The sequence below is a fragment of the Actinotignum schaalii FB123-CNA-2 genome, from assembly GCF_000411135.1.
GTDB classification, from domain to species: Bacteria; Actinomycetota; Actinomycetes; order Actinomycetales; family Actinomycetaceae; genus Actinotignum; species Actinotignum schaalii_A.
The window spans coordinates 85,867-111,239 of record NZ_KE150262.1 but is presented as its reverse complement, the minus strand read 5'-3'; the positions used below and the strand labels follow the sequence as shown (position 1 = coordinate 111,239).

Here is a 25,373-nt window from a genome sequence, read left to right as displayed (position 1 = left end):
CCGTAGCGCACCTTCAGACCGGCAACCTGCACGGTTAGAACGCTAGCTCTCCGGAAGCACGGCCTCCCTTACCTGCGTGGGCTTTTCCCAGGTATCCGGGGCGCTACTCCAGGCGGAGATAGCATCCACTACCGGGCGCAGTTCGGCTACCGCAATCTGCCCGGCTGCCGTGGTATGCCCGGCCTGACCCCAGGTTCCCGCGGACCCGAAAATAGCGGAAGTAATGCGGCTCATGGTGCCCAGCGCCCCCATGGCGATGGTGATAAGAGGGACGTGCAATTCCTGGCTGGCCCGATAAGTTGCATTGAGCACCGTCACCACATCGCCCGGATGGGAGGGAGTCACCGCAATTTTCGCGATGGAGGCCCCGTGCACCTGCAAGAGCCGCAAGCGATTAACGATCTCATCTTCGGGCGGGGTGGAACGGAAATCATGGTAGGAGCCAATCACCGGTATCTGGGCCCGCGCCGCTTCCTGAATAATACGTTCGGTCCAGGCTTCGGTGCGGAACAGCTCCGCATCCACCGCATCCACCAGCCCGGATTGGATGAGGCGTATCACCAGGGGGCCGTAATCATCGGGCAGAATTGCCTTCTGGCCGCCCTCCGCCGCGGAGCGGAAGGTGCCCAGAATCGGTAGGTTCGTGGATGTACGCAAAAGGGTTCCCACCTCGGTGAGGGTGGAAAGGTCCTCAAGGAAATCCACGCGCCATTCCAAGACGTCAATGTCCTGTGCGGGAAGCTTCGCTACCTGTGTCCGCAGCTCGTCACCGTTGGCGGGCGTTATGGACACGAGGATTTTCGTCGGCCCGGAGCCGAAGGCGACGTCCTTGATTTTCACAGTGGGCATCGCGCACCTCGCTTTCTCTTCGTGCATCACTCGATGCATTTTCCATGGGGATATTGTACCCATCTGCGTGGTGAGCACCACACCTCGTTTCGGTGCCACGCGGAGCCCATGCATCGGTAGCGGGCGGGCCAACAGCGCGCATCGGCTCCACCTTCGCTAGGCTAGGACACGCGAGGACAGCTAGGGGGCCGGCGCATCGCCCGGACCGAGCCGGCACCCGCGCAGGCCGAGCCGGCAGTCGCGCGGCGCGTTCGTCAAGATAAGGAGTAGGCGTGAAGGAAGTCAAGGTTGCCCTGCTGGGGGCGGGAACGGTAGGAAGCGCCGTCGTCCGCCTGCTGCAAGCCAATGCGGAAGAATTTAACCTGCGAGCCGGAGCGCGCCTGCGCGTGATCGGAATTGCGGTGCGTAACCTGGAGGCCCCGCGCGATCCTGCGATTGATCGCGCACTGCTCACCACCGATGCCCACGCCATTATTGCCCAGGCGGATATTGTTATCGAATTGATGGGCGGTATCGAACCGGCGCGCGAATATATTTTGGCTGCTTTTGCCGCCGGTGCCTCGGTGGTCACCGGAAATAAGGCGCTGCTGGCCGAACACGGTCCAGAATTGTACGACGCCGCGGCGCGTGCCGGCGTTGACCTCTATTACGAGGCCGCGGTGGGCGGGGCCGTTCCGGTGGTGTACGGACTGCGCGAATCCCTCGCCGGGGATCGCGTTACCCATATTCTCGGAATCGTCAATGGCACCACCAATTACATTCTCGACGAAATGACTACCAACGGGGAAAGTTTCGATGCCGCGGTGAAAAAGGCGCAGGAGCTTGGCTATGCCGAAGCTGATCCGAGTGCCGATGTGGACGGGTACGACGCCGCGGCAAAATGCGCCATCCTGGCCTCTCTCGCTTTCCACACCCGCGTCCAGCTTTCGGATGTGCATACCCATGGAATCCGCGATATCACCCCGGAGATGATCGCTTCGGCCGGGCGGGGCGGGTACGTGGTCAAGCTGGTGGCTTCCGCCAAGCGGCGCGCGAACGGCATTGAATTGTACGTGGGCCCCACCCTTATTCCTGCTCAGCATCCGCTCGCCACCGTACACGGAGCCTATAACGCCATTGTGGTGGAGGGTGAAGCCGCTGATCGGCTCATGTTTTACGGGCCGGGAGCTGGCGGGAATCCTACCGCCACCGCGGTGCTCTCCGATCTGGTGGCCGCCGCGCATCACCGCGTGCACGGCGGGCTGGCCCCGCGCGAACTGGCTTACGGAGAGCTGCCGATTCTGCCTCCCGCCCAGGCGCGTTCGCGTTTCCAGCTGAGCATGGACGTGGCTGATCACGTGGGTGTTCTCAGCGAGGTTACCGGTACTTTTGCCCGCCACAATGTGTCCATTAGCGGGGTTACTCAAGAATCGCCCACCGCGGACCACCTGTGCCGTCTCACGGTCACCACCCACGAAGCCCTCCAAGCTGATGTGGAAGCGACCATTGCGGATCTCTCCGCCGCCGCGGGGCCGGCAACGGTGAGCACCGCGAGCTTTGTGCGGGTGGAGGTGGCCTAATGCGTATCGCCACCTCCGAAGCGCGGGTGCGGGTCCCGGCGACCTCCGGCAACCTCGGTCCCGGTTTTGATTGCATGGGTATGGCGCATAACCTCTGGGACGAGGTCAGCGTGCGCCTCACCACCGGTGCCACCCGGGTGAGTATCGAAGGGGAGGGCGCGGATGTTCTTCCCACCGGAGAAGATCACCTCATCGTACGGGCCCTGCGCCGCGGTTTTGAGGCCGCGGCCCTGCCCGGCGTCGGCTTCGAGCTGCACTGCGTTAACGCAATTCCGCAGGGGCGCGGCCTCGGTTCTTCCGCGGCGGCCGTGGTGGCCGGCTTACTTTTAGTGCGCGGCCTCGTGGATCGCCCCGATATATTCGACGACGGCGTGCTCCTCTCCCTCGCCACCGAATTTGAGGGACACCCCGATAATGCCGCACCGGCAATTTTCGGGGGCGCCGTCGTTACTTGGATGGAAGGAACGCAGGCCCGGGCGGCGCGTATCCCCACCGCGGTGGAAACCACTCTCCTTATTCCGGGTGAACAACTCCTGACTGAAAAGGCGCGGGCCGCATTACCGGATACCGTTCCGCACGCAGATGCAGCTTTTAATGCTTCGCGCACCGCGATGCTTGCCCTCGCCCTCGAGCACTACCCGGATTTGCTGTGGCAGGCCACCGAAGATCGCCTCCACCAGGACTATCGCGCCGGGGCGATGCCGGCATCCGCGGACGCGGTACGGGCCTTGCGCGCGGCCGGGTTCCCGGCCGTTATTTCCGGTGCGGGCCCATCCGTGCTAGTATTTTCACGCCTTGACGCTGACACAGTATCTATGATGCAGCGGCGTGGATTTACGGTGAATACTGCTGGAATGTCCACACAGGGCGCCTATCTGGTGTAGACTAAGGTCTAACCGACGTTCTTATACCGGTTATTTCCCACGTACTTGAAATTGTCATAAGTGCGTTAACAACCCCTGAATTCCGAGGAAGGAACCTCGTGACGGAAACCCCAACATCAGGCGCAATCTCAACGATGCGGGTGCCGCAGCTGCGCGCGCTCGCCGAAGAACTCGGCCTGGACATTGACCCGAAAGCTAAGAAGGCGGACCTGCTCGCGGCCATTCGCGAAGTTCGCCCCGCGCGGCGCGGGCGGCCCCGTAAGGAAGATAGCCTCGCCAATATCACGAAGCCGCGCGAAAAGTCCGCTGCTGCCACCACGGCCAAGACCGCAGCGAAGAAAGAAAGCGAAGCGGTTGCTACCGAAGCCGCGGAAGCTGTCGCTCCGACTCGGAAAACACGAACTGTTACCCGCGCAGCGGTATCGGCACCCAGTGCGGAAAGCGCCCCGGTAGCAGCTCCCAGCCGTGAAGAACGGGAAGATCGTGAGGAGCGTAAGGTGCGGCGCCGGGTGCGCCGGGATCACCGCGAACCGGTTCATATCGATTTGCCTGAACCAAAGCCGGAAGCCGGCCAGGCCGCGCGTCGCTCCGATTCCCTCAGCGATGAAAATACCCTCGCGGTTCTGGATGCCATTGGCGATGCCGCGGAACGCCGCGCCGGTGACCACCATGACACCACCTCGGAACGCCGCCGCCGTAAGCGCAACCGGCGCGGTGAAGAACATGACGAGGCCCGCCGCTCTCGGCGCACCGCGGAACGCACCGAACGTACTGATCGCACGGATCACGAGGCGGAGGAGTCCGCGCCGGCTTCGAAGCCCGAACGTGAGGAACGCCAGGAGATTCCGGCCGGCAAGCGCCAGGCGGAGGATACCCTCGTTCCCGTTGCCGGCATTGTGGACGCCCAGGGTAACCAGATGGTGCTGCGCACCGGCGGCTACCTGCCCGGCCCCAATGACGCGCAGATTTCCACCGCGCTGGTGCGCCAGTACGGGCTGCGCCGCGGGGATGCTGTGGTGGGCGCTATTCGTCAGCACGATGAGGATAATTCCTCGCATAATAACCGTAATAACAAGCGTAATCCGCGCCGTCGTTACAATAACCAGAACAATAACCGTTCCGGTAATCAGCTTGTCCAGGTAGATACTATTAACTCCCTGCCCGCAGCCGAAGCAGCGCGCCGCCCGGACTTCAATAAACTCACCCCGGTCTACCCGGATGAGATTTTGCGTCTGGAAACCGAACGCAAGGGCCTGTCCACCCGCGCTATCGATCTGGTTGCTCCTATTGGTAAGGGCCAGCGTGGTCTCATTGTTTCTCCGCCGAAGGCCGGGAAGACCATGATTATGCAGCAGATCGCCAAGGCGATTGCCGCTAATGATCCCGAGGTTCATATCATGGTGGTCCTCGTGGATGAACGCCCCGAAGAAGTGACGGATATGCGTCGCATCGTCAAGGGTGAAGTGATTGCTTCTACCTTTGATCGCCCGGCTTCGGATCACACCATCGTCTCTGAACTCGCTATCGAGCGCGCTAAGCGCCTGGTGGAACTCGGTCAGGATGTGGTGGTTCTCCTCGATTCCCTCACCCGCCTTTCGCGTGCCTACAATCTCGCGGCCCCGGCCTCGGGGCGCATCCTCTCCGGTGGTGTGGATGCCGCGGCACTCTACCCGCCCAAGAAGTTCTTCGGTGCGGCGCGCAATATCGAAAATGGTGGTTCGCTCACGATTATCGCCTCCGCGCTGGTGGAAACTGGCTCGAAGATGGACGAAGTTATTTTCGAAGAGTTCAAGGGCACCGGCAATATGGAACTGCGCCTCTCGCGCCAGCTCGCGGACCGGCGTATCTTCCCGGCGATCGATATCAACGCCTCGGGTACCCGCCGCGAAGAACTGCTTTACAAGCCCGAAGAACTCAAGGTCATCTGGCAGCTGCGCCGGGCCCTGGGCACCCTCGGGGTGGATGAAGCGGCGGACTTCGTGCTCAAGCGGATGCGGAATACCGAAAATAACGCGGAATTCCTCGTGTCGATTATGCGTTCCATGCAAGGATCGCGCGGCGAATAAGCCGAATAAAACACGGCGGGAAGATCCGGCCGGGGGTCGGGTACCGAGCACGCGCAGCACGTCATGATGTGATACGCGCACGGTACCTTGTCTCGGCCGGGCCGCCCGTGCCATAATTTTCTGTCGGCTCCCGGTTCACCGTGATACGGAGAACCGTGCTCGGACCCGGGAGCAGCTACGAACCAAGGAGAGATAATGAAGCAGGGAATCCATCCCGATTACCACGAGGTCTCCGTGACCTGTACCTGCGGTAATGAGTTCACCACCCGTTCCACCTACAACGGTGACCACATGCGCGTGGAAGTGTGCAATAACTGCCACCCGTTCTACACCGGCAAGCAGAAGATCCTGGATACCGGTGGGCGTGTGGCTCGCTTCGAGGCACGCTACGGCAAGCGCAAGAAGTAAGCGCCACGGAAAGGAGCGTCACCGCAAGGGCGCTCCTTTTCTTTTTGCACTATTGTCGGTAGAGCTGCCACAGTCCCGTGGCGGTAGGGCACGCGCGGGGTGCGCGTGAAGAAAGGTCCTCGTTATGGCTGATACACGTCGTGAGGTTGCCGAGCACCATCTCGCTGAATTTGAAAAAATCGAAGCGGATATGGCCAGCCCGGAAGTTCTCTCCTCCCCGGATAAATTGCGTTCACTCGGGCGGCGCTACGCCGAACTCGGGCGGGTGGTACGCGTGTACCGGCGTTTCCTCCAGGCCGAACAGGACCTGACCGAAGCCCGGGAGATCATCTCCCAGGGTGGGGAGGATGCTGAACTCTTCCGCCCCGAACTTCCCGGAATGGAAGAACGCTACGAGGCAGCCTCCCAGGAACTCACGGAAGTCCTCATTCCCCGCGATGAAGATGACGCCCGCGATGTCATTATGGAAATCAAAGGCGGGGCCGGCGGGGAAGAATCCGCCCTCTTCGCCGGGGATCTGGCCCGCATGTACGAACGTTACGCCACCTCCAAGGGCTGGACTTGGGAAGTGCTGGGTGCCAACCAAACCGAGCTGGGTGGCTACAAGGACCTCGAGGTCGCCATCCGTTCCCGCGGGCAGCTTGAGGATCCTTCCGACGGCGTATGGGCCCACCTCAAGTACGAGGGCGGGGTTCACCGGGTGCAGCGCGTACCCGTGACCGAATCCCAGGGGCGCATCCAGACCTCCACCGCCGGGGTGCTTGTTTTCGCGGAAGTGGACGACCCGGGCGAAGTGGAAATCGCCGCCAATGACCTGCGCATTGACGTGTACCGATCCTCGGGGCCTGGCGGGCAGTCCGTGAATACCACCGATTCGGCGGTGCGTATCACCCACCTTCCCACCGGGATCGTGGTGTCCATGCAGGACGAAAAATCGCAGATCCAAAATCGCGAATCTGCTATGCGGGTGCTGCGCGCGCGGTTGCGCCAGCTCCAGCTGGATCAGCAGGCCGCTGAAAACGCGGAATTGCGTCATTCCCAGGTGCGTACCCTGGACCGTTCCGAGCGCATCCGCACCTATAATTTCCCGGAAAATCGTATTTCCGATCATCGCACCGGCTACAAGGCCCATAATCTCGACGCGGTCCTCGATGGGGATCTGGATGCCGTTATTGATTCGGCCCGGATTATGGACGAAGCGGCTCGCATGGAAGCCGCGGAAGAAAAGTAGAGAGCAGCCGAGCGCTATGACCACCTGGGCGGAATTGCTGGCAGGTGCCACCGCGCAGCTCACCGCGGCCGGGGTGGATTCGCCGGCCGCCGATGCCCGCTGGTTGGCCGAAGCGGTGGCGGGCAGGCGCCCCCATCCGCGCGATACCCCATCTCCCGCCCAGTGTGAGCTTTTTGCAAGCTACCTGGCCCGCCGCGCCACGCGCGAGCCGCTGCAGCATATTACCGGGCGGATGTATTTTCGCTACCTCGAGCTGGTTTCCACGCCCGATGCGCTGATTGTGCGCCCGGAAACTGAGATCGTAGCCGAACGTGCCATTGAGCACGTGCGTGCGTGCGTGGCCGCGCAGAGCCGCGGTAACGCCGCATCTCTCAAGAACGACGGCGCAGCGGCGGCGCGCTCCCGCGCCGCCGCGCAGCAGGCAGGCCCCCTCGTCCTCGATTTGGGCACCGGTAGCGGAGCCATTGCCCTGAGTATTGCGACTGAAGTCCCCGCCGCCCGGGTGATCGGCGTCGACACAGATCCCCGGGCCCTGCAACTAGCTGCCACCAATAATGCCCGCTACGGGTCACCCGTCACTTTCCTACACCACGATGTAGCTGAGCCGCTCCCGGAACTGGACCACGCGGTGAGCGTCGTCGTCGCTAATCCTCCCTATATTCCACCCGATACGCCCGTTTGTGCAGAAGTACGGGCCGATCCGGCGCGCGCCCTGTGGGGCGGGGGAGCGGACGGCCTGGACCTGCCCAGGCTTTTTGTCGCGCGCGCGGCGCAGCTATTGCGGGACGGGGGTATCCTCGTTCTCGAACACGCGGAGACGCAGAGCGCGCCCCTGCGCGAGTATGCCCGCAGCGTCGGTTTTACCCGGGTGGCAACCGGCCGGGACCTGGCCGGGCGGGAACGTTTTTTGGAGGCAGAATATGGACACATGTGATGCCGCGGTAGCCGCCCTCGCGCGCGGCGAGCTCGTGGTTCTCCCCACCGATACCGTCTACGGGCTGGGTGCCGATGCGTTTTCGCGCGCGGCTGTCACCCGGCTCCTCACCGCGAAGGGGCGCGGGCGCGATAAGCCCTCCCCGGTTCTTGTCGCGTCGATGGACGACGCCGCACGTTTGACCTCCGGCATCCCGGCCGGCGCCCGCGCGCTCGCGGCGGCGTACTGGCCCGGGGCTCTTACCCTCATCCTCCCCGCGAATGACAGCATCGGCTGGGATCTGGGCGAAACCCACGGCACCGTGGCGCTGCGCATGCCCGATCACCCGCTCGCCCTGGAGCTGCTGCGCCGCACCGGTCCGCTGGCCGTATCCTCCGCGAATCTTACCGAGCACGCGCCGGCCCGCACCGCCGCGCAGGCTCGCGAGCAGCTGGGAGAGAAAGTCGCGGTATACCTGGACGGAGGCACCGCACCGGGCGGAGTGCCGTCCACCATCGTGAGTTTCGCGGGAGAACGGGCACACATCCTGCGCCACGGCGCTATTCCGGACGAGGATATTGCCGCGGTGGTGCCCTTGGGCTGAAGCGGTTCGGCGGCGGCGCACTGATGCAGGAGCCGGGCCGGCTAGACTGAACGGCAGCGGTCAAGGTAAGGAGAGAGCGTGCGCGTTTACCTGCTCATGATGGTGCTCAGCTGCGCCATCACCTACTTCCTCGTCCCCGCGATTCTGCGCCTGGCGCTACGCGTGGGTGCCATGACACAGGTGCGCGAACGCGATATCCACACCGTGCCTATCCCGCGGCTGGGCGGAGTGGCCATGTTCCTGGGCTTTTCAGCTTCTTTCGCTATTGCCTCTCAGATCCCCTACCTGCATCGGGTGCTCGGGCCCGCCTCGCAAGCCTGGGCGATCTGGCTGGGCGCCGGGCTCATGTGTCTGGTGGGTGCCATCGACGATATCTGGGAACTGGATTGGATGACGAAACTGGCCGGCGAGGTGCTGGCTGCCGGGGTCATGGCCTGGCAGGGCGTCCAATTCGTCACGCTGCCCTTTATGGGCCTGACCGTGGGCTCCACTCGCCTTTCGATTTTCTTTACCATCCTCATGGTGGTGATCACGGTGAATGCCGTGAACTTCATGGACGGTCTGGACGGGCTGGCCGCCGGGATCGTGGGCATTGCATCCCTGGCTTTCTTTATTTATTCCTATATTCTTACTCGCAATGCCACCCCGGGGGATTACACGTCGGTGGCCTGCGCGGCCGCGGCGGCCACGGTGGGGATGTGCGCGGGTATCCTGCCGCATAATTTCCATCCGGCCCGTATCTTTATGGGTGATTCGGGAGCGCTCATGCTCGGCATGGTGCTGGCCGCCTCCGCAATCCAGGTCACCGGGCAGATCGACCCGCAATCGACCTCCCTCGGTTACGCGCTCCCGGCATATCTGCCGCTGCTGCTGGCCCTCGCCGTGGTGGTGCTGCCGCTCTCTGATTTCATCTGGGCCGTCACCCGGCGCCTGGCCCGCGGGCAGTCTCCTTTCCACGCCGACGCCGGTCACCTTCACCACCGCCTGCTGCGCCTGGGGCATTCGCATACCGGCACCGTGCTCATCCTCTATTTGTGGACGGCCATTTTTTCATTCACCTGCATTTTGCTTATTGTGTTACCCGCCCGGCACGTCGCCCTGATTGGAGCGGCCGGGGTGGTGCTCGGTTGCGTGGTCACCTTCGGGATGTTCGGGCGACGGCGCAGCTCGGCAGCGCGCGGGGAGCGCATTCCGGAGGAGAATGCCGGAGATGCGCCCATTTCCGAAGTGGAGCCGGTGCGGGAAGCGGAGGAGGCATCATGAGAGCCCAATCCGGGTGGCGAGCTGCCCCGAGCGGAGGCGCCGGGCGATTGCTGCACCGTGCCCAGCTGAGCGCAACACTCGGTTGCGTCGTCGTCGGAATAATCGGGGTGGCGGGGTGCCTGCTTGCCGGCCAGGGCGAGCATGCCTGTGCCATGGGCTGGGCCACCCTCATTGCGCTGATACTCCAGGCGGTCACCTGGGCTAGTGCGCGCTACCTGCCCGGCGGGGCCGGGTGGGCCCTGGGCGGCTACGCGGTCAAACTCGCGGTGGTCTTCGGGGGACTCGGGGCAGTGCGAGCCCTCACGAGCGCGCCGGTGGGAACCGCGGCGCTGGCACTTGCCGGGCTCATTATCTGCGCGCTCGCAATGCAATCTTGGGTGGTGCTGCGCGCTGATCTGCGCGCGGACACACCGTGAGCCTGGCTCTGTGTAGGACTGCGCCGCGCGTACTCTTCGGGACCAGGGCGCTAAGTCCTAGTCGTGCAGAGGCGGCAAGAGTAACGTAGACCACTGTTCACGGCGGCGAAGTTCAAGGCCGTGCGGTGATGACAATTGTGATTTCCACGCTAAGATAAGTTAGCAGTGCCGTTCAGGCGGGGTTCCCGCCGCGGAAAGATTCGATGGAGAGGGTGAGCGCATGGCAGTCGGTTCGTTCGCGAATCTGAGCATGCTCGGCCTGCCGATGGAGAACGACGGGTTCCACGCCCCGGGAGTTGAGGAATTCTTCCCCGCCCCCATCTTCTTCGCCGGCACGCCATTTGAGATGAATCGCGTGATGGTGATTCGTCTTCTTGCGGCTTTAGTTCTTCTGGTTTTCTGCGTTATCTACGCCAAGCGCGCCAAGCTCATTCCGGGCCGCGCGCAGGCCGCGATGGAATCCTTGCTGGACTTCTCGCGGGTGCAGATCGGTGAAGAAATTCTTGAAGGGCAGGCACGGAAGTACCAGCCCCTGCTCGCTACCATTTTCCTCGGTACTCTCTTTATGAACCTGACCGGCGTTATCCCGGGCTTGCAGCTCGCGGGTACGTCGGTTATTGGTATGCCGCTCATTTACGCCGTGGTGGCGTACGTGGCTTTCATTATTGCGGGTATGAAAGAACGCGGGGCGGGTACCTTCTTCAAGGAACAGCTCTTCCCGCCCGGGGTGCCCTGGCCGATTTACATCATCATGACGCCCATTGAGTTGCTCTCCACTTTCATCATTCGGCCCGTCACACTGACGGTTCGTTTGTTGGCCAATATGCTTTCCGGGCACATGTTGCTCGTGCTTTGCTTCCTGGGTACCCACGCGCTCTACTTCTCCATGGGCGGGGGTCTCGGCATTGGCCTGGGTACGGTTACCCTGGTGGCCGGTATCCTCTTCACCGTTTTTGAACTTTTCGTGGCGTGCCTGCAGGCGTATATCTTCGCCCTGCTCACCGCCGCGTATATCCAACTTTCTATTTCCGCCCACTAAAAACAACAAGAAAAGGACAATCCCATGACTGGATCTGCAGCAGTTCTCGCGACCATCGGTTACGGTCTCGCGGCCATCGGCCCCGGCATCGGCGTCGGCCTCATCGGTGCGAAGAACCAGGAAGCTACCGCACGCCAGCCCGAGATCCGCGGCTACCTGCGTGTCAATATGTTCCTGTCCATCGCCTTTACCGAAGCACTCGGCCTGATCGGCTTCGCCGCGGGCTTCGTGTTCGGAGCTTAAGCAATGTATCTCGCTGAAGAACACAGTGTTATTATTCCGGCCATCCCGGATCTGCTGTGGGGCACGGTATCTTTTCTCATCGTCGCCATCGCGGTGTATAAATTCGCCTGGCCTACGTTGACGAAGATGCTCGATGAGCGGCGGGAGAAAATCGAAGAAGGTTTGCTCGCTGCCGAGCGTGCCCGCGAGGAAGTGGCTCAGGAACGTGCCACTATCCAGTCCGAAAAGGATGCCGCGGTGCGCGAAGCCGCGGATATCCGCGCCCAGGCACAGTCCAATGCCTCCGATATTATCGAGCGTGCGCGCCGGGAAGCCGGTGAAGAAGCGCGGCGCATTTCCGCCGCGGCCCAGGTTCAGATTAAGGCTGATACCGACGCCGCCGCGCGGATTCTCCGCGCGGATCTGGGTACCATGGCTTCGCAGCTGGCCGGTCGTATCGTGGGTGAGCAGATTCGCCTCGATCCGAGTGTAAATCAGGGCGTTGTCGATTCGTTCCTCGATAATCTCGAGGAACAGGCGCGAACGGGGGCGTAATGCGGTCCACGAGTAAGCAATCCGCCGCCGCGGTCACCGCCGAGTGGGACGCGCTGCTTCAGGAACATCCCGGCCGGGAAATTGACTTGGCGCGCGAACTTTTCGCCGCTGCAGACGCCATCAATGCCTCTCCCTCCCTGCGTGGAACCCTCGCGGATACCACCCGGGCTGGGGCGGCACGGAAAAGCCTGGCAGGTACCATTTTCGCCGCCCACGTGAGCGCACCGGTTCTTACGGTGCTGCGCGCGGTAGCGGGGCGGACGTGGACGGAGGACGCTGATCTCGTCACGACCGTGGATACCCTCGGCGCACACGCCGTGCTGGTGCGGGCGCGTGGCGCCGGGGTGCTCTCCGGCGTCGAAGATGAGCTCTACCAGCTCATGCGTACCCTTAAAGAAACTCCCGCTCTACGCATCACGCTCTCCCGCGAGGAATACTCCGCGGAGGAACGCGCCGCGCTCTTTGATCGCGTGGTTCCGAATATTCGGGAGGAAACTCGGGTGCTCGCGCACCGCGCCCTCGCGCGAGTACGGGAGATGACCCTGGCCGCATTACTCATGGAGTACGCGGCCCAGGCAGCTGAGTTGGGTGATGTATCCGGAGTATCGGTGCTGGTAGCCCAGCCGCTCACTCCGAGCCAAGAGGAACGTCTCCAGCGCGCCCTGACCGCGATGTACGGAACTGAAGTTTCCATCCACGTCTCGGTAGATCCGACTGTGGTGGGCGGCATGCGTATCCAGCACGGTTCGGATGTTATTGACGCGACGCTGCAGTCCAGAATTAAAGATGTACGCGATAAAGTCGCGGCCATGCCGGCGGCACCGGCGAGCAACAGGTAAGGAAAAAGAATGGCTGATCTGACAATCCAGCCCGAAGAGATTCGGGCAGCGCTCGATAACTTCGTGCGTAGCTACACGCCGGAGCAGTCCGAGAGTGAGCAAGTTGGTCACGTCACCATGACGGCGGACGGCATCGCCCGCGTGGCCGGCCTGCCCGGTGCGATGGCCAATGAACTTCTCGTTTTCGAGGATGGCACCCGCGGACTGGCGATGAACTTGGAAGAGCGGGAAATCGGCGTTGTGGTTCTCGGCGACTTCTCCAATATTGAAGAAGGTCAGGAAGTGCGCCGCAGCGGTGAGGTGCTCTCCGTCCCGGTGGGCGACGGATACCTCGGCCGCACGGTGGATCCGCTCGGCAAGCCGATTGACGGCCTGGGCGAAATTGAGAATCTCAGTGGCCGGCGTGCTCTAGAGCTGCAGGCTCCCGGCGTAATGATGCGTAAGTCGGTGCACGAACCGCTAGAAACCGGTATCAAGGCGATTGACTCAATGACCCCGATCGGGCGCGGGCAGCGCCAGCTCATTATTGGGGATCGCCAGACAGGTAAAACCGCCCTCGCGATTGATACCATCCTTAACCAGCGTAAGAACTGGGAAACCGGGGATCCTTCCAAGCAGGTGCGCTGCATTTACGTGGCCATCGGCCAGAAGGGTTCCACCATCGCTTCGGTGCGCGGCACCCTGGCCCGCTACGGCGCGCTGGAGTACACCACTATCGTGGCTTCCCCGGCATCTGATCCGGCGGGCTTCAAGTACCTGGCTCCCTACACCGGTTCGGCCATCGGCCAGCACTGGATGTACGAAGGTAAGCACGTGCTCATCGTCTTTGACGATCTGTCCAAGCAAGCCGAAGCCTACCGCGCTGTGTCCCTGTTGCTGCGCCGCCCGCCGGGGCGTGAAGCCTACCCGGGCGACGTTTTCTACCTGCATTCGCGCCTGCTGGAACGCTGCGCCAAGCTCTCCGATGAGCTGGGCGGGGGGTCCATGACCGGCCTTCCGATTGTGGAAACCAAGGCGAACGACGTGTCGGCCTATATTCCGACCAACGTTATTTCCATTACCGACGGTCAGATCTTCTTGCAATCCGACCTCTTCAACTCCAATCAGCGCCCGGCCGTGGACGTGGGTATTTCGGTGTCCCGCGTGGGTGGCGACGCGCAGATCAAGGCGATGAAGAAGGTTGCCGGTACCCTGAAGATTACCTTGGCGCAGTACCGTTCCCAGGCGGCCTTCGCGATGTTTGCTTCCGATCTTGATCCGGCTACCCGCCAGCAGCTCACCCGCGGTGAGCGCCTCATGGAACTGCTTAAGCAGCCGCAGTACACCCCGTACCCCATTGAGGAACAGGTGGTCTCGGTGTGGGCTGGCTCGAAGGGATATCTCGATGATGTCCCGGTGGAGAAGGTGCACGATTGGGAAGCCCGCATGCTCGACTACGTGCGTCACAACTCCTCGGTGCTGGAAACCATTGCCTCGACCGGTGAGATGGATAAGGATCTCGAAGCCGAACTGGAAGCCACGGTGAGTGCCTTCACGGAGTCCTACCGCACTGCCGAAAACCTGCCCGCGGGTGGGGAAGAGGATGTTCCGGCCGAGCAGGCCCGTGAAACTCTCGCGCGGCCGACGAAGGGTTAATCGATGGCCGGCGAACAGAGGATTTACAAGAGCAAAATTCGTGCGACGAGCACCCTGCAAAAGGTGTTCCGCGCGATGGAGCTCATTGCGGCCTCGCGTATCGGCTCGGCGCGCCGGGAAGCGCAGGAACTGGACCCCTACGCGCGGGCGGTAACCCGCGCGCTCGGGTTGGTGGGGCGCCACGATTTTGACGCCCAGCACCCGCTGATGCGCGAGCGCACCGATACCAATCGGGTAGCGGTGCTCGTGGTGACCTCCGATCGCGGCATGGCGGGAGCTTATTCCGCCAACGTGTTGCGCGAAGCGGAACGCACCGTGGAGAATCTGCGCGCCGAAGGTAAGGATCCGGTGCTCTACGTGACCGGGCGGCGTGGCCTGCAGTACTTCAAGTTCCGCGGGGTGAATATCGCCGGGGAGTGGAGTGGTACCTCGGATAAGCCCGATCCGGAGCAATCCGATGAAATCGCGCGCACCCTCCTCGAGGCTTTCACCGCTCCGCCGGAAGAAGGCGGCGTCGCCGAAGTTCACGTGGTCTACACCCGTTTCGAATCGATGGTGAGCCAGGTGGTGCAGGTGCGCCATATGCTTCCGCTAGCCATTGTTGACTACGGGGAAGGTGATTTGGAGGATACCGGATCGGAATTCTCGGGCGGCGGTACGGAAGAAACCGAACCGCTCTACGATTTCGAACCCTCGGCACACGACGTTTTCGAAGCGCTCGTGCCCATGTATGTTCGCAAACGTATCTCCTCGATTCTTCTCATGGCGGCGGCCTCCGAACTCGCCTCGCGCCAGCAGGCGATGCACGCGGCTACCGATAACGCCGCTGAACTTATTGAGAAGTACACCCGGCTCGCCAATAACGCGCGCCAGGCTGAGATCACCACCGAGATCACTGAAATCGTCTCCGGTGCCGATGCCCTAAGTAACGGATAACGCGCTTCGTAACGGATAAGGAACACACTATGACTGCACAACTAGAGGAGCAGACCGCGGACCTGGCCACAACCGGCCGGATTACGCAGGTCATTGGCGCCGTCGTCGACGTCGAATTTCCGTCCGACGCGCTTCCCGATATCAATAACGCACTGAAAACCACGGCTACCCTCCCCGCCGGTGACGGAAGCGTCATCGAGCAGGAGATGGTCTTGGAAGTGGCCCAGCACCTGGGTGATAACGTGGTGCGCACCATCGCGATGAAGCCGACGGACGGTCTGGTGCGCGGCGCCGTCGTGATCGATACCGGTGCCCCCATCACCGTTCCGGTGGGAGACGTGACCCGCGGGCACGTCTTCAACGTCGTGGGCGAACCGCTCAACGTCTCTCCCGATGAGATCGAGGTGAAGGAACGCTGGTCGATTCACCGTCAGGCTCCCGCTTTCGACGAACTCGAGCCGGAAACCCAGATGTTCCAGACCGGCCTCAAGGTTATCGACCTGCTCACCCCGTACGTGCAGGGTGGCAAGATCGGCCTCTTCGGCGGCGCGGGCGTGGGTAAAACGGTCCTCATCCAGGAAATGATCCAGCGCGTGGCCCTCGACCACGATGGTGTTTCCGTATTCGCCGGGGTGGGCGAACGTACCCGCGAAGGTAACGACCTCATCCACGAAATGGACGAAGCCGGGGTTCTTGATAAGACGGCCCTCGTTTTCGGCCAGATGGACGAGCCGCCGGGGGTGCGCCTGCGTATCGCGCTGTCCGGTTTGACCATGGCGGAGTACTTCCGCGATGTCGCCAACCAGGACGTGTTGCTCTTCATCGATAACATCTTCCGCTTCACCCAGGCCGGTTCGGAAGTATCCACCCTGCTCGGGCGCATGCCTTCCGCGGTGGGCTACCAGCCCACCCTGGCCGATGAAATGGGTGCGCTCCAGGAACGTATTACCTCCACGCGCGGGCATTCCATTACCTCGCTGCAGGCCATTTACGTTCCCGCGGACGATTACACCGACCCGGCGCCGGCAACCACCTTCGCCCACTTGGATGCAACCACCGAGCTCTCGCGTGATATCGCCTCCATGGGTATTTACCCGGCGGTGGATCCCCTCGCCTCGACTTCGCGTATTCTGGACCCGCAGATCGTGGGCCAGCAGCACTACGAAGTCGCGACCCGCGTCAAGGCAATCCTCCAGAAGAACCGCGAACTTCAGGACATCATCTCCATCCTCGGTGTGGATGAACTCTCCGAAGAAGACCGCCTGACCGTCGCCCGCGCGCGCCGGATCCAGCAGTTCCTCTCGCAGAATATGTACACCGCGGTGAAGTTCACCGGCGTGGAAGGCTCCACCGTTCCGGTTGCGGAAACCGTTGAAGCGTTCCGCCGTATTTGCGACGGCGAGTACGATCATGTCCCCGAGCAGGCCTTCTTCAATATTGGAGGCATCGAGGATCTGGAACGCAAGTACCACGAACTGCGGAGCGAATAATGCTGGACGTTGAGATCGTTTCCCAGCGGGAGTTGGCGTGGCGCGGGAATGCCGAATCGGTAACCGCGCCCGGCACCGAAGGCTCGGTGGGTATCCTCACGGACCACACCCCGCTTGTTGCTCTCCTCACGGAAGGCAATGTCGAGGTGCGCGGCTGCGCGGACGGGCGCGATCGCAGCTTCACAATGTCCGGCTCCGGCTTCCTCACGGTGACCGCGAACCAGGTTATTGTGGTGGCCGATTCGGTCAGCGAGCAGTCGGTCAACGGGCAGTAGGCGGAGAGCGCGAATGAGCTGGCAAAGCGTAGCACTGATCGTCGTGCTGGTTCTCCTCGCGCTCCTCATCTACTTCCTGGCGCGGGTGCGGTACCTCTTCAACCAGTGGGGGTCTTCCCAGGCGGCAGTACGCCGGCAGCACCGCTGGCATACCGGAGTGGTGTTTTTCCGCACCGATGCGCTGGAATGGTTCCGGGTGGCCTCCTTATCGTGGCGCCCGGCGCTGCGCCTCGACCGGCGTTCACTGAGCATTAACCTGGTTAAAATGCGTGACGATATCGCCACCGCCCGCGTGGGGGATGCTCATACAGAAATTGATATGGCCATGAGCCGCCAAGCGCATACCGCGCTGGTGGCGTGGGCGGATTCGGCCCCGCCCCGGGGAGATTGGGTGTTGTTCTAGATGCGCGTTGTTTTTGCTACCTGTTCGGTGGATTATTCCGGACGTCTCGACGCACATCTCGAATCAGCCACCCGGCTCCTCATGGTCAAGGCGGACGGCTCGGTGCTGGTTCATGCAGATACCGGTTCCTACAAGCCCCTCAACTGGATGATGGGCCCGACCCTCTTCACCGAAGAAGAACCGAGTGCCGCCGAACGCGAGGCGGGTGTGCGCACCATTTGGAACGTGGAGCACAAGAAAACCGATGACCGGCTGGTTATTCGGATCTATGAGGTCTTTTCCGATTACGAGCAAGACCTCGGGGAAGATCCCGGCCTTATCAAAGATGGTGTGGAAGCGCATCTGCAAAAATTGCTCGCCGAACAAGTGGAGCGCATCGCCCCGCAGGCCACGTTGGTGCGCCGGGAATACCCCACCGCTATCGGCCCGGTGGATCTTATGGTGCGCGACGGCGAGGGTGGCTATATCGCCGTCGAAATTAAACGCCGCGGCGAAATCGACGGGGTTGAGCAGCTCACCCGCTACCTCGATTTGCTGCGCCGCGACCCCCTTCTCACCCCGCTGCGCGGTATTTTCGCAGCCCAAGAAATTAAGCCCCAGGCTCGTGTGCTGGCCGAAGACCGTGGTATTGACTGTATGATCTTGAACTATGACGATATGCGTGGCATAGACCACCCGGAGGATCGACTGTTTTAGGACGGGATAATGGGGTTCTTATACGGCCGGGCAGCGTTGCCCGGCGGCGTGCGCGAATGCGATATCGCGTGGGACAACGGAGTTTTCACGCGGGTAGCGCCCAGCGAAACGCGATTGCACAAACCTACTAAGAACGACGACGCAGCTCCCGGCCACCAGGCCGCTGCGGCCGCGGGTGCCGATTCCGGCGGGGAGCTGCCCGAGGGTTGGCTTATCCTGCCCGGGCTGGTGGATGAACATTGCCACGGCGGGGGAGGAGCATCCTTCCCGGATGCTGCGGATAGCGCGGAGGTGGCGCAGGCAGCTGGCGAGCACCTGGCCCACGGCACCACCTCCATAGCCGCGGCCCTGACCACTCTGAGCGTGGAACGCATGGAGGCCGGGGCACGCCTGCTGGCCGATGCGGTGGAGGATGGGACCCTGGCGGCGATTCTTATCGAGGGGCCATTCCTTTCCAGCGAGCGGGCCGGGGCCCAAAACCCCGCCTATTTGGAAACCCCGAGCGTGGAGATCGCCAGCCGGCTCCTTGATGCGGCCCGCGGGCACGCCTGGGGGATGACGCTTGCCCCCGAGTTATCGGGGGCAAGCGAGGTGGTGGACCTGTTGCTCAAGCGCGGTGTGGTGCCCACCTGGGGGCATACCCACGCGGAGGCAGGCCCGGCACGTGAGCTCCAGGAGCGGGCGGTGGCGGGCGGGGCAACCCCGGTGGCCACCCACCTGTTTAATGCCATGCGCGAATTGCGTCACCGCGCGCCCGGCCCGGTGGCCGAGTATTTAGCTGCCGCGCGCCGCGGCAGCTGCGTCGTCGAACTTATTGGAGACGGCGTGCATATTAGCTCCGAGCTGGTGCGCAATGTGGTCGAAATTGTGGGCCCAGAAAATATCGCGCTCATTACCGACGCCATGGCGGCCGCAGGCATGGCGGATGGCACCTATGAATTGGGCGGATTGCGTGTGCACGTGACCGACGGGCAGGCGCGGCTGCGCGGGGGTAATCTCGCGGGCGGCACCTCGCATCTCCTCGATATTGTGCGCACCGTGGTCGGTGCGGGAGTGGAAGTGAGCGACGCCGTCACCATGGCGAGCGCCACTCCGGCCCGCGTGATGGGCTTGGATGACCGCGGGGCGCTCGAAGTGGGCAAACGCGCGGATCTGCTGGTGGTGGATGAGGAACTGCGCCCGCGGCGGGTCTACCGGGCCGGGAAGCTGGTCGCGCAGGACGGCAAGCTGGTGGCGTAGCCGGGCGTGCACCTTGTGTAGTGCGGCGCGCACGTTGGTAGTTTGACGCGCGCGGGTAGCCGGGCGGCTGCGGCGTCGCACGGCGCGCTAGTGGACTCAGCGCGCTTAGGGGCTACCATGGAAGAATGCGCCGGTCGAAAAAGTACTCCCGTCCCGTTCGCCCGCTGAATATCAGCGCGGCGATGGGTGGGCTGCGCTATGAGAACGGCCGGGATGGCGCCACCTACAAAGTGCGGCGCATCGCCAGCGCCGCGAAGGACTATGTGTGCCCGGGCTGCGGCGGGATTATCCGGATTGGCGAACCCAATATTGTGGCGTGGACGGAGGACACCATTTGGGGTGCCCAGTACGGGGTGGATTCGCGCCGCCACTGGCATCCGGGTTGCTGGCAGCACCGCGGCCGCGCCTAACCGGATTCCCATTGTGTGACCGGCGCAAGTAGTTTTATATTTGCTTTATGGTCTTGACCGAGACTCAGGTGAGCACCCGGGAATTACGCGAAAATCTTTCTCAGATTCTTGAAGAAACTACCCGAGAAGGAAAGCGCTTCATCATCGCGCACGAAGGTAAAGCTGTTGCCGCTCTCGTCACCGTCGACGATCTTCACGCCTTAGAAGAATTCGAGATGGCTCAGGATATCGCTGCCTATGAGTATGCCAAGCGTACTGATGACGGTGTACGCATTACCCTGGAAGATTTCAAGGCGGGTCTCGCGGAAGAGGGCTGAAGAAGCCCGGTGAGGATCGCCAGAGCCGCCGTACCCGGGGTAAGTTCCGGTAGCGGCGTTACAATCGAGTTATGAAACTTGCCACACATATTCACGAAGGTGCGGGTATTCCGCTTGTCCTGCTCCACGCTATGCCGATGACGTCCCGGATGTGGGAGGGCGTGCGCGCTGAGCTTTCGGATCTGCACACGATTGCTATTGACGCCCCCGGTTTCGGAGACTCGCCTTCCGGTCCTGAGGTCGACGCCGCCGCGGGCGCCACCACGCCACATATCAATTCCTACCTGACCGCCCTCGAAGAAACTCTGGCGGAATACGACTCCATCGTCCTCGCCGGAATTTCCATGGGCGCTACCGTCACCGCTGCTTACGCCCTGCGCAATCCCCGGCAGATCGCCGGGCTCGCCCTGCTGGACGGCTCGATCTTGGGGCCGGAGCCTTCGCCCTCTCCGCGAGAAAAAGCCATTGAGAAGCTCGCCTCGGGCCAGAGCTGGGATGTGCTGGCAGGCTGGGTGAATACCATGCTGAGCTCGGATGCCAGTCCGGAGCTTAAGGACAAGGTTGCCGCCTATTTCAAGACGGTAGATGCCGGGGCTTTCTCCTGGTTGCAGCAGATGATGCTGACCCGCCCGGATACTCGCGGGGTTATGGAGCTTGATGTTCCCATTCTGCTGCTGCGCGGGGTGGATGATCCGAATGCCAAGCATGAAGAATTTGCTCAGCTGCATGAGGCACGTCCGGATCAACCGTTCGTGGAACTTGAAGGTGCCGGCCACTTCTCCGCGGTGGAAAAGCCGCACGAGGTCGCTACCGCACTGCGCGAGCTCTACCAGGCAGCTACTCGTTAGCCGCTCAGCGCTTGGGCTAACTGCGCCTGAGGGCGTGGCCGGGGGACACGAGAAGTGCTCCGGCCACGCCCTCAAACTATGTTGGTAGATGCTATACGGCACGGCTGCGACCCGCGGGAGTTGTGTTCTAGCGCTGAGCGGCCGCCGTCGTGAGATTCGGGAATCACACGGCTCTCAAGAATCGCATGAGTCTTAGCGGGGCCACGAGGTGTTTTCAGAGCTGTAGTGCATATGTCGTACGTGCGAAGTACACCTCGAAAAAACACCTCTGCCCCAGCTCGTGAGAAGACGCTACCGGTTGTCGGTGGAATCTCCGTGTTCTTCTCTGGCAGTATTGGATTCTGCCGCTGCGGGAGACTGATCCCCTGCCTGATCTCCTGCCTGTTCTCCGGCCTGTGCCTCGCCCGCGGAAGGTGCGTCCGTTCCGGAATGTTCGCCACCCGCGGTACGTTCCTCGGCGCTGCCCACGATTTCATCCAGGGCCAGCGGGATATTCGAGGTAGCCAGCATGGTGCGCATATCCTCCAGGTAGGAGGTGAGGGTGCGCCGCTGTTCTTCCAGGCCCGCCACGTGGGCATCGGCCTGGCGCTGCGATTCTTCCGCGGCTTCACGCGCTTCGCGGCGCATCCGCTCGGCGTCTTCCCGGGCCGCGCTCACCAGTTCACGGGCCTCGGTCTGGGCTGCGCTCAGTGCCGCACTTGCCTCAGCTTCCGAAGATGAAGTCAGGGCATTAGCCCGCTTCGTGGCTTCCGCCAGGCGGCGTTCCGCACTGGCGGCCCGAGTCTCGGCGTCGTCGACAAACTTCGCCATGGCGGTACGCGATTCTTCATCGGAACGCGCGCGGGCCGCGGCCGAATCCGCCCGCAATTGCGCAACTTCACGTTCAGCCTCCGCGCGGATCTTCGCGACCTCTGCCTCTGCTTCGCTCCGCAAACGTGCCACTTCAGTTTCAGCCTCGGTGCGCAATTGCGTGACCTCTTCTTCGGCTCGGGTACGCGCCTGCGCCAATTCCTGGGCGAGAGTCGCGCGCCGCTCCTCTTCCTCGTGGGTGAGCCGGGTGGCCTGCTCGGCCTCATCGTGACGCATTTTCGCCTCCAAACGCTCAGCTTCGCGCTGGGCCGACGTCACCAGCTCCTCGGCTGTGCGCCGCGAGGTCGTTGTCAATTCGGTGGCTTCCGCCTCGGCACGCTGGCGCACCTGAGCGGCCTCGGTACGCGAGGTATCCAAAGTTTCCTGCGCTTCTTTTTCCGCGGCGGAGGTGAGATTTTCCGCCTGCGAGCGCGCCCGGGAGAGCAGTAGCTCCGCATCGGCATTCGCCCGGCTCATGACGTCCATCGCTTGCTGTTCCGCCCCGCGCAACAGTCGCTCCACTCGGGTGCCCAAGCCCGAATAGGACGGGCGTTCATCCTCGCGCAAACGGCTGTGTAATTCGGTGAGTTCACCGGACATACGCAAAACCTGGGCATCCAAACCCGCTACTCGCGACCGAGCTTCGGCGAGCGCATCCGCCAGCTGGTGAATGCGTTCATCGACCTGAGCTTTGTCGTAACCCTTGCGTACTGTTGGAAACAGTTCTAAATCCGCCATAACACCCTCTCCGCGCGCTGCTGGATAGAAATTGCTGCCCTAAGCCTACCGGTCAGCGCACCCGGTGGGGGTAGTGCTTGGCATGTGGTGAACGCTGTGGAGCTCACCACCATCGGCCGGAACGGAGTTTTATAACGGTTAGATAACGGTTAGGCTTTTCTCTAAGCCTAAAAGCGCGGCCTTGCGCCGAAAAATTCCGCCACCGAGCAGGTCACGCGGTAGTTTTAACGTAGGAATTGTCGTCGATGGTCTTTCGCCGGTGCGGTTGTACCGGGCCGCAAGCCGGAGTGAGAAGGGGAATGATGAAGAAGAACGGAGGAGTCGGTCTCGCGCTCGCGGGCTTGGCGATCCTGGTGGTGGGCATTTTGCTCGGCACCGTGTGGAAGCCTGCCTCCAGCGTCTCCGCCACCGTGGCGCCGAGCGGGAAAGGCGTGCTCGTCACGGCCCCCGGCGTTCTGGATATGGGCGGGACCGATGTGGACGTAGCCGTCTCCGGCCCCGCGCAGGACACCATTTCTGTAGGCGCCGGCTTTTCCGGTGACGTGCTCGCGTACGCGGAGGGCGCACCCGGCGCCACCATTACCGGTATGAACGACGACGCCGCACTGACGCTGACCACCTCCCAGGGGGAAGCGGACCCGGGCAAGATCCTCGCCTCGGATATGTGGTTCTCCAAGGAAGAAGCTAAGGGGAAGGTGGAATTCACCTATACCGTGACCTCCCCGGGCGCGGAATCCCTCATTATGCAGACGTCCTCCGGAGCGCTTCCGCAGGTGGAACTCACCTGGGCGCTACCGGGTGGGCGGAATTGGTCTCTTCCCGTGAGTCTCCTCGGGCTTGTTGTGGGGCTTATCGGGGTGGCATTGCTGATGACCGCCACCAAGGACCAGCGCACCTTCGCGGCGAAGGTGCGGGCTGGGCAGGATGAGCGTGTGTCGCGCGCGAAGCGGGCCGCGGATGAAACGACCATTATGCCGGCGGTGCCCGCGGGAGTTGGCGGTGCCGCCAGCGTGGATGCCGCGGCTCGGGCCGCTGCGGATTCTGCTGCCGGTGACCGGGTTGCGGCAACCGGGGGAGCGCTGGGCGCGGGCATCCTCATGGAAAGCCCACGTGCCCAGGAACTGCGCGAACGCCCCCTCGATCCGGCCGACCGTATCGAGCTGATCGCTCCGGAGGAAGGAGCTCCGGAGGAAGGAAAGCCGGAAGAAGGTACGGAAGTCGCGGCAGAACAAGACACCGCAGAAGAATCGGTTCCGGAAGAAACGCCCGTGGAAGAACCCGAGGCCGAAGAGCCGGCAACCGAGGAAGCGGAAATTGAAGAACCGGCGGTCACGCTCCCCGGCCCGGATGAGGAACCCGGCTACCGCGGCTCGCGCGCTGAATGGCAGGCCGCGGCGGATTCCGGCATCCTTCCCGCCATCCAGATGAAGGACGGTGTGCCCGTCAAGCCCGCGGAGCTCAGCGATGCAGACCGCTCGAACAACTCCGACGCCACCGGCAGCGATAGCGATACCGCCGCGGAATCCGATCCGCAAAGCTGGTGGACCATCTGGGGGCAAAGCCGGCCCCGCGCGGGTGCCGGCGCGCCCAGCTCCGCGCAGACCGCGCAGCCCGGCGAACCCGAACAGCCCACACAGAACGACGACGAGGAAGGAACGACCCATGCGTAAGGCCCTGGCCGCACTCGCGGCACTGGCATTACTGGGCGGATGCTCGGCAAGCGCCGTCGTCCTGGAACCCACCCCGGCTCCGGCAAGCCCGCGTGCCGCGCTTTCCGATAAACACTTCACCGAGCGGGTCGCCCCCGCGATTTTCGAGCAGCTAACCAAAGCCGATGCCGCGGCCAGTCCAGAAGAATTCAGCGGGCGCGGTTCGGGCCCCTTTAGCGTGGAACGCAGTGCCCACTACGCGCTCAAACGCATTCTGGCCGATAGCTACGACATGCCCGCGCTCTCCACCACCATTGATTCGGTGGCAATTTCCGGGGCGGAAGGTTTCCCGCGCAGCGCACTAGCGGTGGTGAAATGGCCGGCGAATACCACCTCCCAGGGACTCAATGTCTTTACCCAGGGTGCGGCCCGGGAAAATTGGGCGCTGTGGGCCGCCATGGATATTCTGCCCGGTAGCGTCATCCCGGAAATTCCCGCCGGCCCGGCCGGTGCGCAGCGCGTGGCCGCGGATAACGGCGAAGGCGTGGTGGCTTCTCCCCAGGCCGCCCACGATGGCTACCTCGGTACTCTCAACGCCAAGGGAAGCGCTCTGAGCTACGGCTCGGATGCCGATCCGGCCGCCCCGGACGCGGTGCGCACCCAGCTCTCCCAGACCTATGATTCTCTGGCCGGCGCGGTACAGGGCGTGGGAGCGGTTAGCCAGGCTTTCGGTCCGGCCCAAACCACCCCGGAGAGTTTCCGCGCCAGCGACGGCGGTATCCTCACCGTTTTCCAGGTCAATCAGGCCCTCGAAATTCGGCACACCGCTCAGGGCGGCTCCATTAAGGTCACGGACGCCAAAATTGCCGGGCTGGCCACCGGCCAGGCCAATACCGAGGTCACGGTTCAGGGAACCATGCGCCTCAACTATTCCTTCACCGTGGCCCTGAAAATCCCGGCGGCAGGCGCCGGTAACACAACGATCACCACGGTAGCGGCATCGAAACCGGTGCTCACCTCGGTGCAGAACGGAGGTTAAT

27 protein-coding genes are annotated in these 25,373 nt (G+C 62.8%); 25 read left to right on the top strand and 2 right to left on the bottom strand.

Annotated elements, in window-relative coordinates; genetic code table 11:
* Positions 1-42: 42 nt before the first annotated feature.
* Positions 43-849, bottom strand: a complete 807-nt coding sequence (gene aroD, locus HMPREF9237_RS00460; RefSeq protein WP_016441741.1) for a type I 3-dehydroquinate dehydratase — start codon at positions 847-849, stop codon at positions 43-45.
* Between the two features lie 272 nt (positions 850-1,121).
* Here aroD and HMPREF9237_RS00455 point away from each other — a divergent pair, with 272 nt between their 5' ends.
* From HMPREF9237_RS00455 to HMPREF9237_RS00345, 23 genes are all read left to right on the top strand, one after another.
* Complete coding sequence (locus HMPREF9237_RS00455) at positions 1,122-2,408, top strand: homoserine dehydrogenase (RefSeq protein ID WP_016441740.1); 1,287 nt, start codon at positions 1,122-1,124, stop codon at positions 2,406-2,408.
* On the top strand, positions 2,408-3,292 hold the full coding sequence (thrB, locus tag HMPREF9237_RS00450) for a homoserine kinase (protein WP_016441739.1): 885 nt from the start codon (positions 2,408-2,410) through the stop codon (positions 3,290-3,292). The genes HMPREF9237_RS00455 and thrB overlap by 1 nt, the downstream gene beginning before the upstream one ends.
* Before the next feature lie 98 nt (positions 3,293-3,390).
* A complete protein-coding gene (gene rho / locus HMPREF9237_RS00445) occupies positions 3,391-5,358 on the top strand; it encodes a transcription termination factor Rho (protein ID WP_016441738.1) in 1,968 nt (655 codons plus the stop codon).
* 195 nt (positions 5,359-5,553) lie between these two features.
* Entirely contained in the window at positions 5,554-5,766 is a 213-nt protein-coding gene (rpmE, locus tag HMPREF9237_RS00440; protein ID WP_016441737.1) for a 50S ribosomal protein L31, read from the top strand.
* Between the two features lie 124 nt (positions 5,767-5,890).
* Positions 5,891-6,997 (top strand): peptide chain release factor 1, encoded by a 1,107-nt coding sequence (prfA, locus tag HMPREF9237_RS00435; protein ID WP_016441736.1) that lies wholly within the window; start codon positions 5,891-5,893, stop codon positions 6,995-6,997.
* 16 nt (positions 6,998-7,013) lie between these two features.
* A complete protein-coding gene (gene prmC, locus HMPREF9237_RS00430) occupies positions 7,014-7,931 on the top strand; it encodes a peptide chain release factor N(5)-glutamine methyltransferase (protein WP_016441735.1) in 918 nt (305 codons plus the stop codon).
* Positions 7,918-8,514: an L-threonylcarbamoyladenylate synthase gene (locus HMPREF9237_RS00425; protein WP_016441734.1), complete on the top strand. Its 597-nt coding sequence runs from the start codon at positions 7,918-7,920 to the stop codon at positions 8,512-8,514. Before prmC ends, HMPREF9237_RS00425 begins: the two co-directional genes overlap by 14 nt.
* Positions 8,515-8,592: 78 nt before the next feature.
* Positions 8,593-9,777, top strand: a complete 1,185-nt coding sequence (locus HMPREF9237_RS00420) for a glycosyltransferase family 4 protein (RefSeq protein WP_016441733.1) — start codon at positions 8,593-8,595, stop codon at positions 9,775-9,777.
* The gene (locus tag HMPREF9237_RS00415) at positions 9,774-10,193 is read left to right on the top strand and encodes a hypothetical protein (protein ID WP_016441732.1); all 420 of its coding nucleotides are present in this window, start codon (positions 9,774-9,776) and stop codon (positions 10,191-10,193) included. The genes HMPREF9237_RS00420 and HMPREF9237_RS00415 overlap by 4 nt, the downstream gene beginning before the upstream one ends.
* A 220-nt stretch (positions 10,194-10,413) precedes the next feature.
* Positions 10,414-11,232, top strand: a complete 819-nt coding sequence (gene atpB, locus HMPREF9237_RS00410) for a F0F1 ATP synthase subunit A (RefSeq protein ID WP_016441731.1) — start codon at positions 10,414-10,416, stop codon at positions 11,230-11,232.
* A gap of 24 nt (positions 11,233-11,256) precedes the next feature.
* Positions 11,257-11,475 (top strand): ATP synthase F0 subunit C, encoded by a 219-nt coding sequence (gene atpE, locus HMPREF9237_RS00405; RefSeq protein WP_016441730.1) that lies wholly within the window; start codon positions 11,257-11,259, stop codon positions 11,473-11,475.
* Positions 11,476-11,478: 3 nt separating this feature from the next.
* Positions 11,479-12,009 (top strand): F0F1 ATP synthase subunit B, encoded by a 531-nt coding sequence (gene atpF, locus HMPREF9237_RS00400; protein ID WP_016441729.1) that lies wholly within the window; start codon positions 11,479-11,481, stop codon positions 12,007-12,009.
* Positions 12,009-12,848 carry a F0F1 ATP synthase subunit delta gene (locus HMPREF9237_RS00395; protein WP_016441728.1) on the top strand — a complete coding sequence of 280 codons (840 nt, stop codon included), beginning with the start codon at positions 12,009-12,011 and terminating at the stop codon, positions 12,846-12,848. Before atpF ends, HMPREF9237_RS00395 begins: the two co-directional genes overlap by 1 nt.
* Positions 12,849-12,857: 9 nt before the next feature.
* A complete protein-coding gene (atpA, locus tag HMPREF9237_RS00390; RefSeq protein ID WP_016441727.1) occupies positions 12,858-14,483 on the top strand; it encodes a F0F1 ATP synthase subunit alpha in 1,626 nt (541 codons plus the stop codon).
* 3 nt (positions 14,484-14,486) lie between these two features.
* Complete coding sequence (locus tag HMPREF9237_RS00385; protein WP_016441726.1) at positions 14,487-15,419, top strand: F0F1 ATP synthase subunit gamma; 933 nt, start codon at positions 14,487-14,489, stop codon at positions 15,417-15,419.
* 29 nt (positions 15,420-15,448) lie between these two features.
* Positions 15,449-16,909 (top strand): F0F1 ATP synthase subunit beta, encoded by a 1,461-nt coding sequence (gene atpD, locus HMPREF9237_RS00380; RefSeq protein ID WP_016441725.1) that lies wholly within the window; start codon positions 15,449-15,451, stop codon positions 16,907-16,909.
* Entirely contained in the window at positions 16,909-17,184 is a 276-nt protein-coding gene (locus tag HMPREF9237_RS00375) for a F0F1 ATP synthase subunit epsilon (protein WP_016441724.1), read from the top strand. Before atpD ends, HMPREF9237_RS00375 begins: the two co-directional genes overlap by 1 nt.
* Before the next feature lie 13 nt (positions 17,185-17,197).
* The gene (locus HMPREF9237_RS00370) at positions 17,198-17,587 is read left to right on the top strand and encodes a DUF2550 family protein (protein ID WP_016441723.1); all 390 of its coding nucleotides are present in this window, start codon (positions 17,198-17,200) and stop codon (positions 17,585-17,587) included.
* The gene (gene nucS, locus HMPREF9237_RS00365; protein ID WP_016441722.1) at positions 17,588-18,283 is read left to right on the top strand and encodes an endonuclease NucS; all 696 of its coding nucleotides are present in this window, start codon (positions 17,588-17,590) and stop codon (positions 18,281-18,283) included. It abuts the gene before it with no gap.
* Positions 18,284-18,292: 9 nt separating this feature from the next.
* The gene (locus tag HMPREF9237_RS00360; protein ID WP_016441721.1) at positions 18,293-19,522 is read left to right on the top strand and encodes an N-acetylglucosamine-6-phosphate deacetylase; all 1,230 of its coding nucleotides are present in this window, start codon (positions 18,293-18,295) and stop codon (positions 19,520-19,522) included.
* A gap of 125 nt (positions 19,523-19,647) precedes the next feature.
* Entirely contained in the window at positions 19,648-19,932 is a 285-nt protein-coding gene (locus HMPREF9237_RS00355; protein ID WP_016441720.1) for a hypothetical protein, read from the top strand.
* Positions 19,933-19,979: 47 nt separating this feature from the next.
* Positions 19,980-20,249: a type II toxin-antitoxin system Phd/YefM family antitoxin gene (locus HMPREF9237_RS00350; protein ID WP_016441719.1), complete on the top strand. Its 270-nt coding sequence runs from the start codon at positions 19,980-19,982 to the stop codon at positions 20,247-20,249.
* Positions 20,250-20,320: 71 nt separating this feature from the next.
* A complete protein-coding gene (locus tag HMPREF9237_RS00345) occupies positions 20,321-21,097 on the top strand; it encodes an alpha/beta fold hydrolase (protein ID WP_016441718.1) in 777 nt (258 codons plus the stop codon).
* 291 nt (positions 21,098-21,388) lie between these two features.
* On the opposite strand, the gene HMPREF9237_RS00340 is transcribed toward HMPREF9237_RS00345, so the two are convergent.
* A complete protein-coding gene (locus HMPREF9237_RS00340; protein ID WP_016441717.1) occupies positions 21,389-22,684 on the bottom strand; it encodes a hypothetical protein in 1,296 nt (431 codons plus the stop codon).
* 299 nt (positions 22,685-22,983) lie between these two features.
* On the opposite strand from HMPREF9237_RS00340, the gene HMPREF9237_RS00335 reads away from it, so the two are divergent.
* Positions 22,984-24,354: a hypothetical protein gene (locus HMPREF9237_RS00335; protein WP_039898117.1), complete on the top strand. Its 1,371-nt coding sequence runs from the start codon at positions 22,984-22,986 to the stop codon at positions 24,352-24,354.
* A complete protein-coding gene (locus tag HMPREF9237_RS00330; RefSeq protein WP_016441715.1) occupies positions 24,347-25,372 on the top strand; it encodes a hypothetical protein in 1,026 nt (341 codons plus the stop codon). Before HMPREF9237_RS00335 ends, HMPREF9237_RS00330 begins: the two co-directional genes overlap by 8 nt.
* Position 25,373 lies beyond the last annotated feature (1 nt).

Excerpts from the sequence above, each read along its gene's own strand:
- atpD (WP_016441725.1), top strand. The coding sequence starts at position 15,449 with ATGACTGCACAACTAGAGGAGCAGACCGCGGACCTGGCCACAACCGGC.
- aroD (WP_016441741.1), bottom strand. The coding sequence starts at position 849 with ATGCCCACTGTGAAAATCAAGGACGTCGCCTTCGGCTCCGGGCCGACG.
- HMPREF9237_RS00350 (WP_016441719.1), top strand. The coding sequence starts at position 19,980 with ATGGTCTTGACCGAGACTCAGGTGAGCACCCGGGAATTACGCGAAAAT.
- HMPREF9237_RS00345 (WP_016441718.1), top strand. The coding sequence starts at position 20,321 with ATGAAACTTGCCACACATATTCACGAAGGTGCGGGTATTCCGCTTGTC.
- thrB (WP_016441739.1), top strand. The coding sequence starts at position 2,408 with ATGCGTATCGCCACCTCCGAAGCGCGGGTGCGGGTCCCGGCGACCTCC.
- HMPREF9237_RS00385 (WP_016441726.1), top strand. The coding sequence starts at position 14,487 with ATGGCCGGCGAACAGAGGATTTACAAGAGCAAAATTCGTGCGACGAGC.
- HMPREF9237_RS00335 (WP_039898117.1), top strand. The coding sequence starts at position 22,984 with ATGATGAAGAAGAACGGAGGAGTCGGTCTCGCGCTCGCGGGCTTGGCG.
- HMPREF9237_RS00360 (WP_016441721.1), top strand. The coding sequence starts at position 18,293 with ATGGGGTTCTTATACGGCCGGGCAGCGTTGCCCGGCGGCGTGCGCGAA.
- HMPREF9237_RS00330 (WP_016441715.1), top strand. The coding sequence starts at position 24,347 with ATGCGTAAGGCCCTGGCCGCACTCGCGGCACTGGCATTACTGGGCGGA.
- atpB (WP_016441731.1), top strand. The coding sequence starts at position 10,414 with ATGGCAGTCGGTTCGTTCGCGAATCTGAGCATGCTCGGCCTGCCGATG.
- HMPREF9237_RS00415 (WP_016441732.1), top strand. The coding sequence starts at position 9,774 with ATGAGAGCCCAATCCGGGTGGCGAGCTGCCCCGAGCGGAGGCGCCGGG.
- HMPREF9237_RS00370 (WP_016441723.1), top strand. The coding sequence starts at position 17,198 with ATGAGCTGGCAAAGCGTAGCACTGATCGTCGTGCTGGTTCTCCTCGCG.
- HMPREF9237_RS00395 (WP_016441728.1), top strand. The coding sequence starts at position 12,009 with ATGCGGTCCACGAGTAAGCAATCCGCCGCCGCGGTCACCGCCGAGTGG.
- atpE (WP_016441730.1), top strand. The coding sequence starts at position 11,257 with ATGACTGGATCTGCAGCAGTTCTCGCGACCATCGGTTACGGTCTCGCG.
- prfA (WP_016441736.1), top strand. The coding sequence starts at position 5,891 with ATGGCTGATACACGTCGTGAGGTTGCCGAGCACCATCTCGCTGAATTT.
- nucS (WP_016441722.1), top strand. The coding sequence starts at position 17,588 with ATGCGCGTTGTTTTTGCTACCTGTTCGGTGGATTATTCCGGACGTCTC.
- atpF (WP_016441729.1), top strand. The coding sequence starts at position 11,479 with ATGTATCTCGCTGAAGAACACAGTGTTATTATTCCGGCCATCCCGGAT.
- HMPREF9237_RS00375 (WP_016441724.1), top strand. The coding sequence starts at position 16,909 with ATGCTGGACGTTGAGATCGTTTCCCAGCGGGAGTTGGCGTGGCGCGGG.
- rpmE (WP_016441737.1), top strand. The coding sequence starts at position 5,554 with ATGAAGCAGGGAATCCATCCCGATTACCACGAGGTCTCCGTGACCTGT.
- HMPREF9237_RS00355 (WP_016441720.1), top strand. The coding sequence starts at position 19,648 with ATGCGCCGGTCGAAAAAGTACTCCCGTCCCGTTCGCCCGCTGAATATC.
- HMPREF9237_RS00425 (WP_016441734.1), top strand. The coding sequence starts at position 7,918 with ATGGACACATGTGATGCCGCGGTAGCCGCCCTCGCGCGCGGCGAGCTC.
- atpA (WP_016441727.1), top strand. The coding sequence starts at position 12,858 with ATGGCTGATCTGACAATCCAGCCCGAAGAGATTCGGGCAGCGCTCGAT.
- HMPREF9237_RS00340 (WP_016441717.1), bottom strand. The coding sequence starts at position 22,684 with ATGGCGGATTTAGAACTGTTTCCAACAGTACGCAAGGGTTACGACAAA.
- prmC (WP_016441735.1), top strand. The coding sequence starts at position 7,014 with ATGACCACCTGGGCGGAATTGCTGGCAGGTGCCACCGCGCAGCTCACC.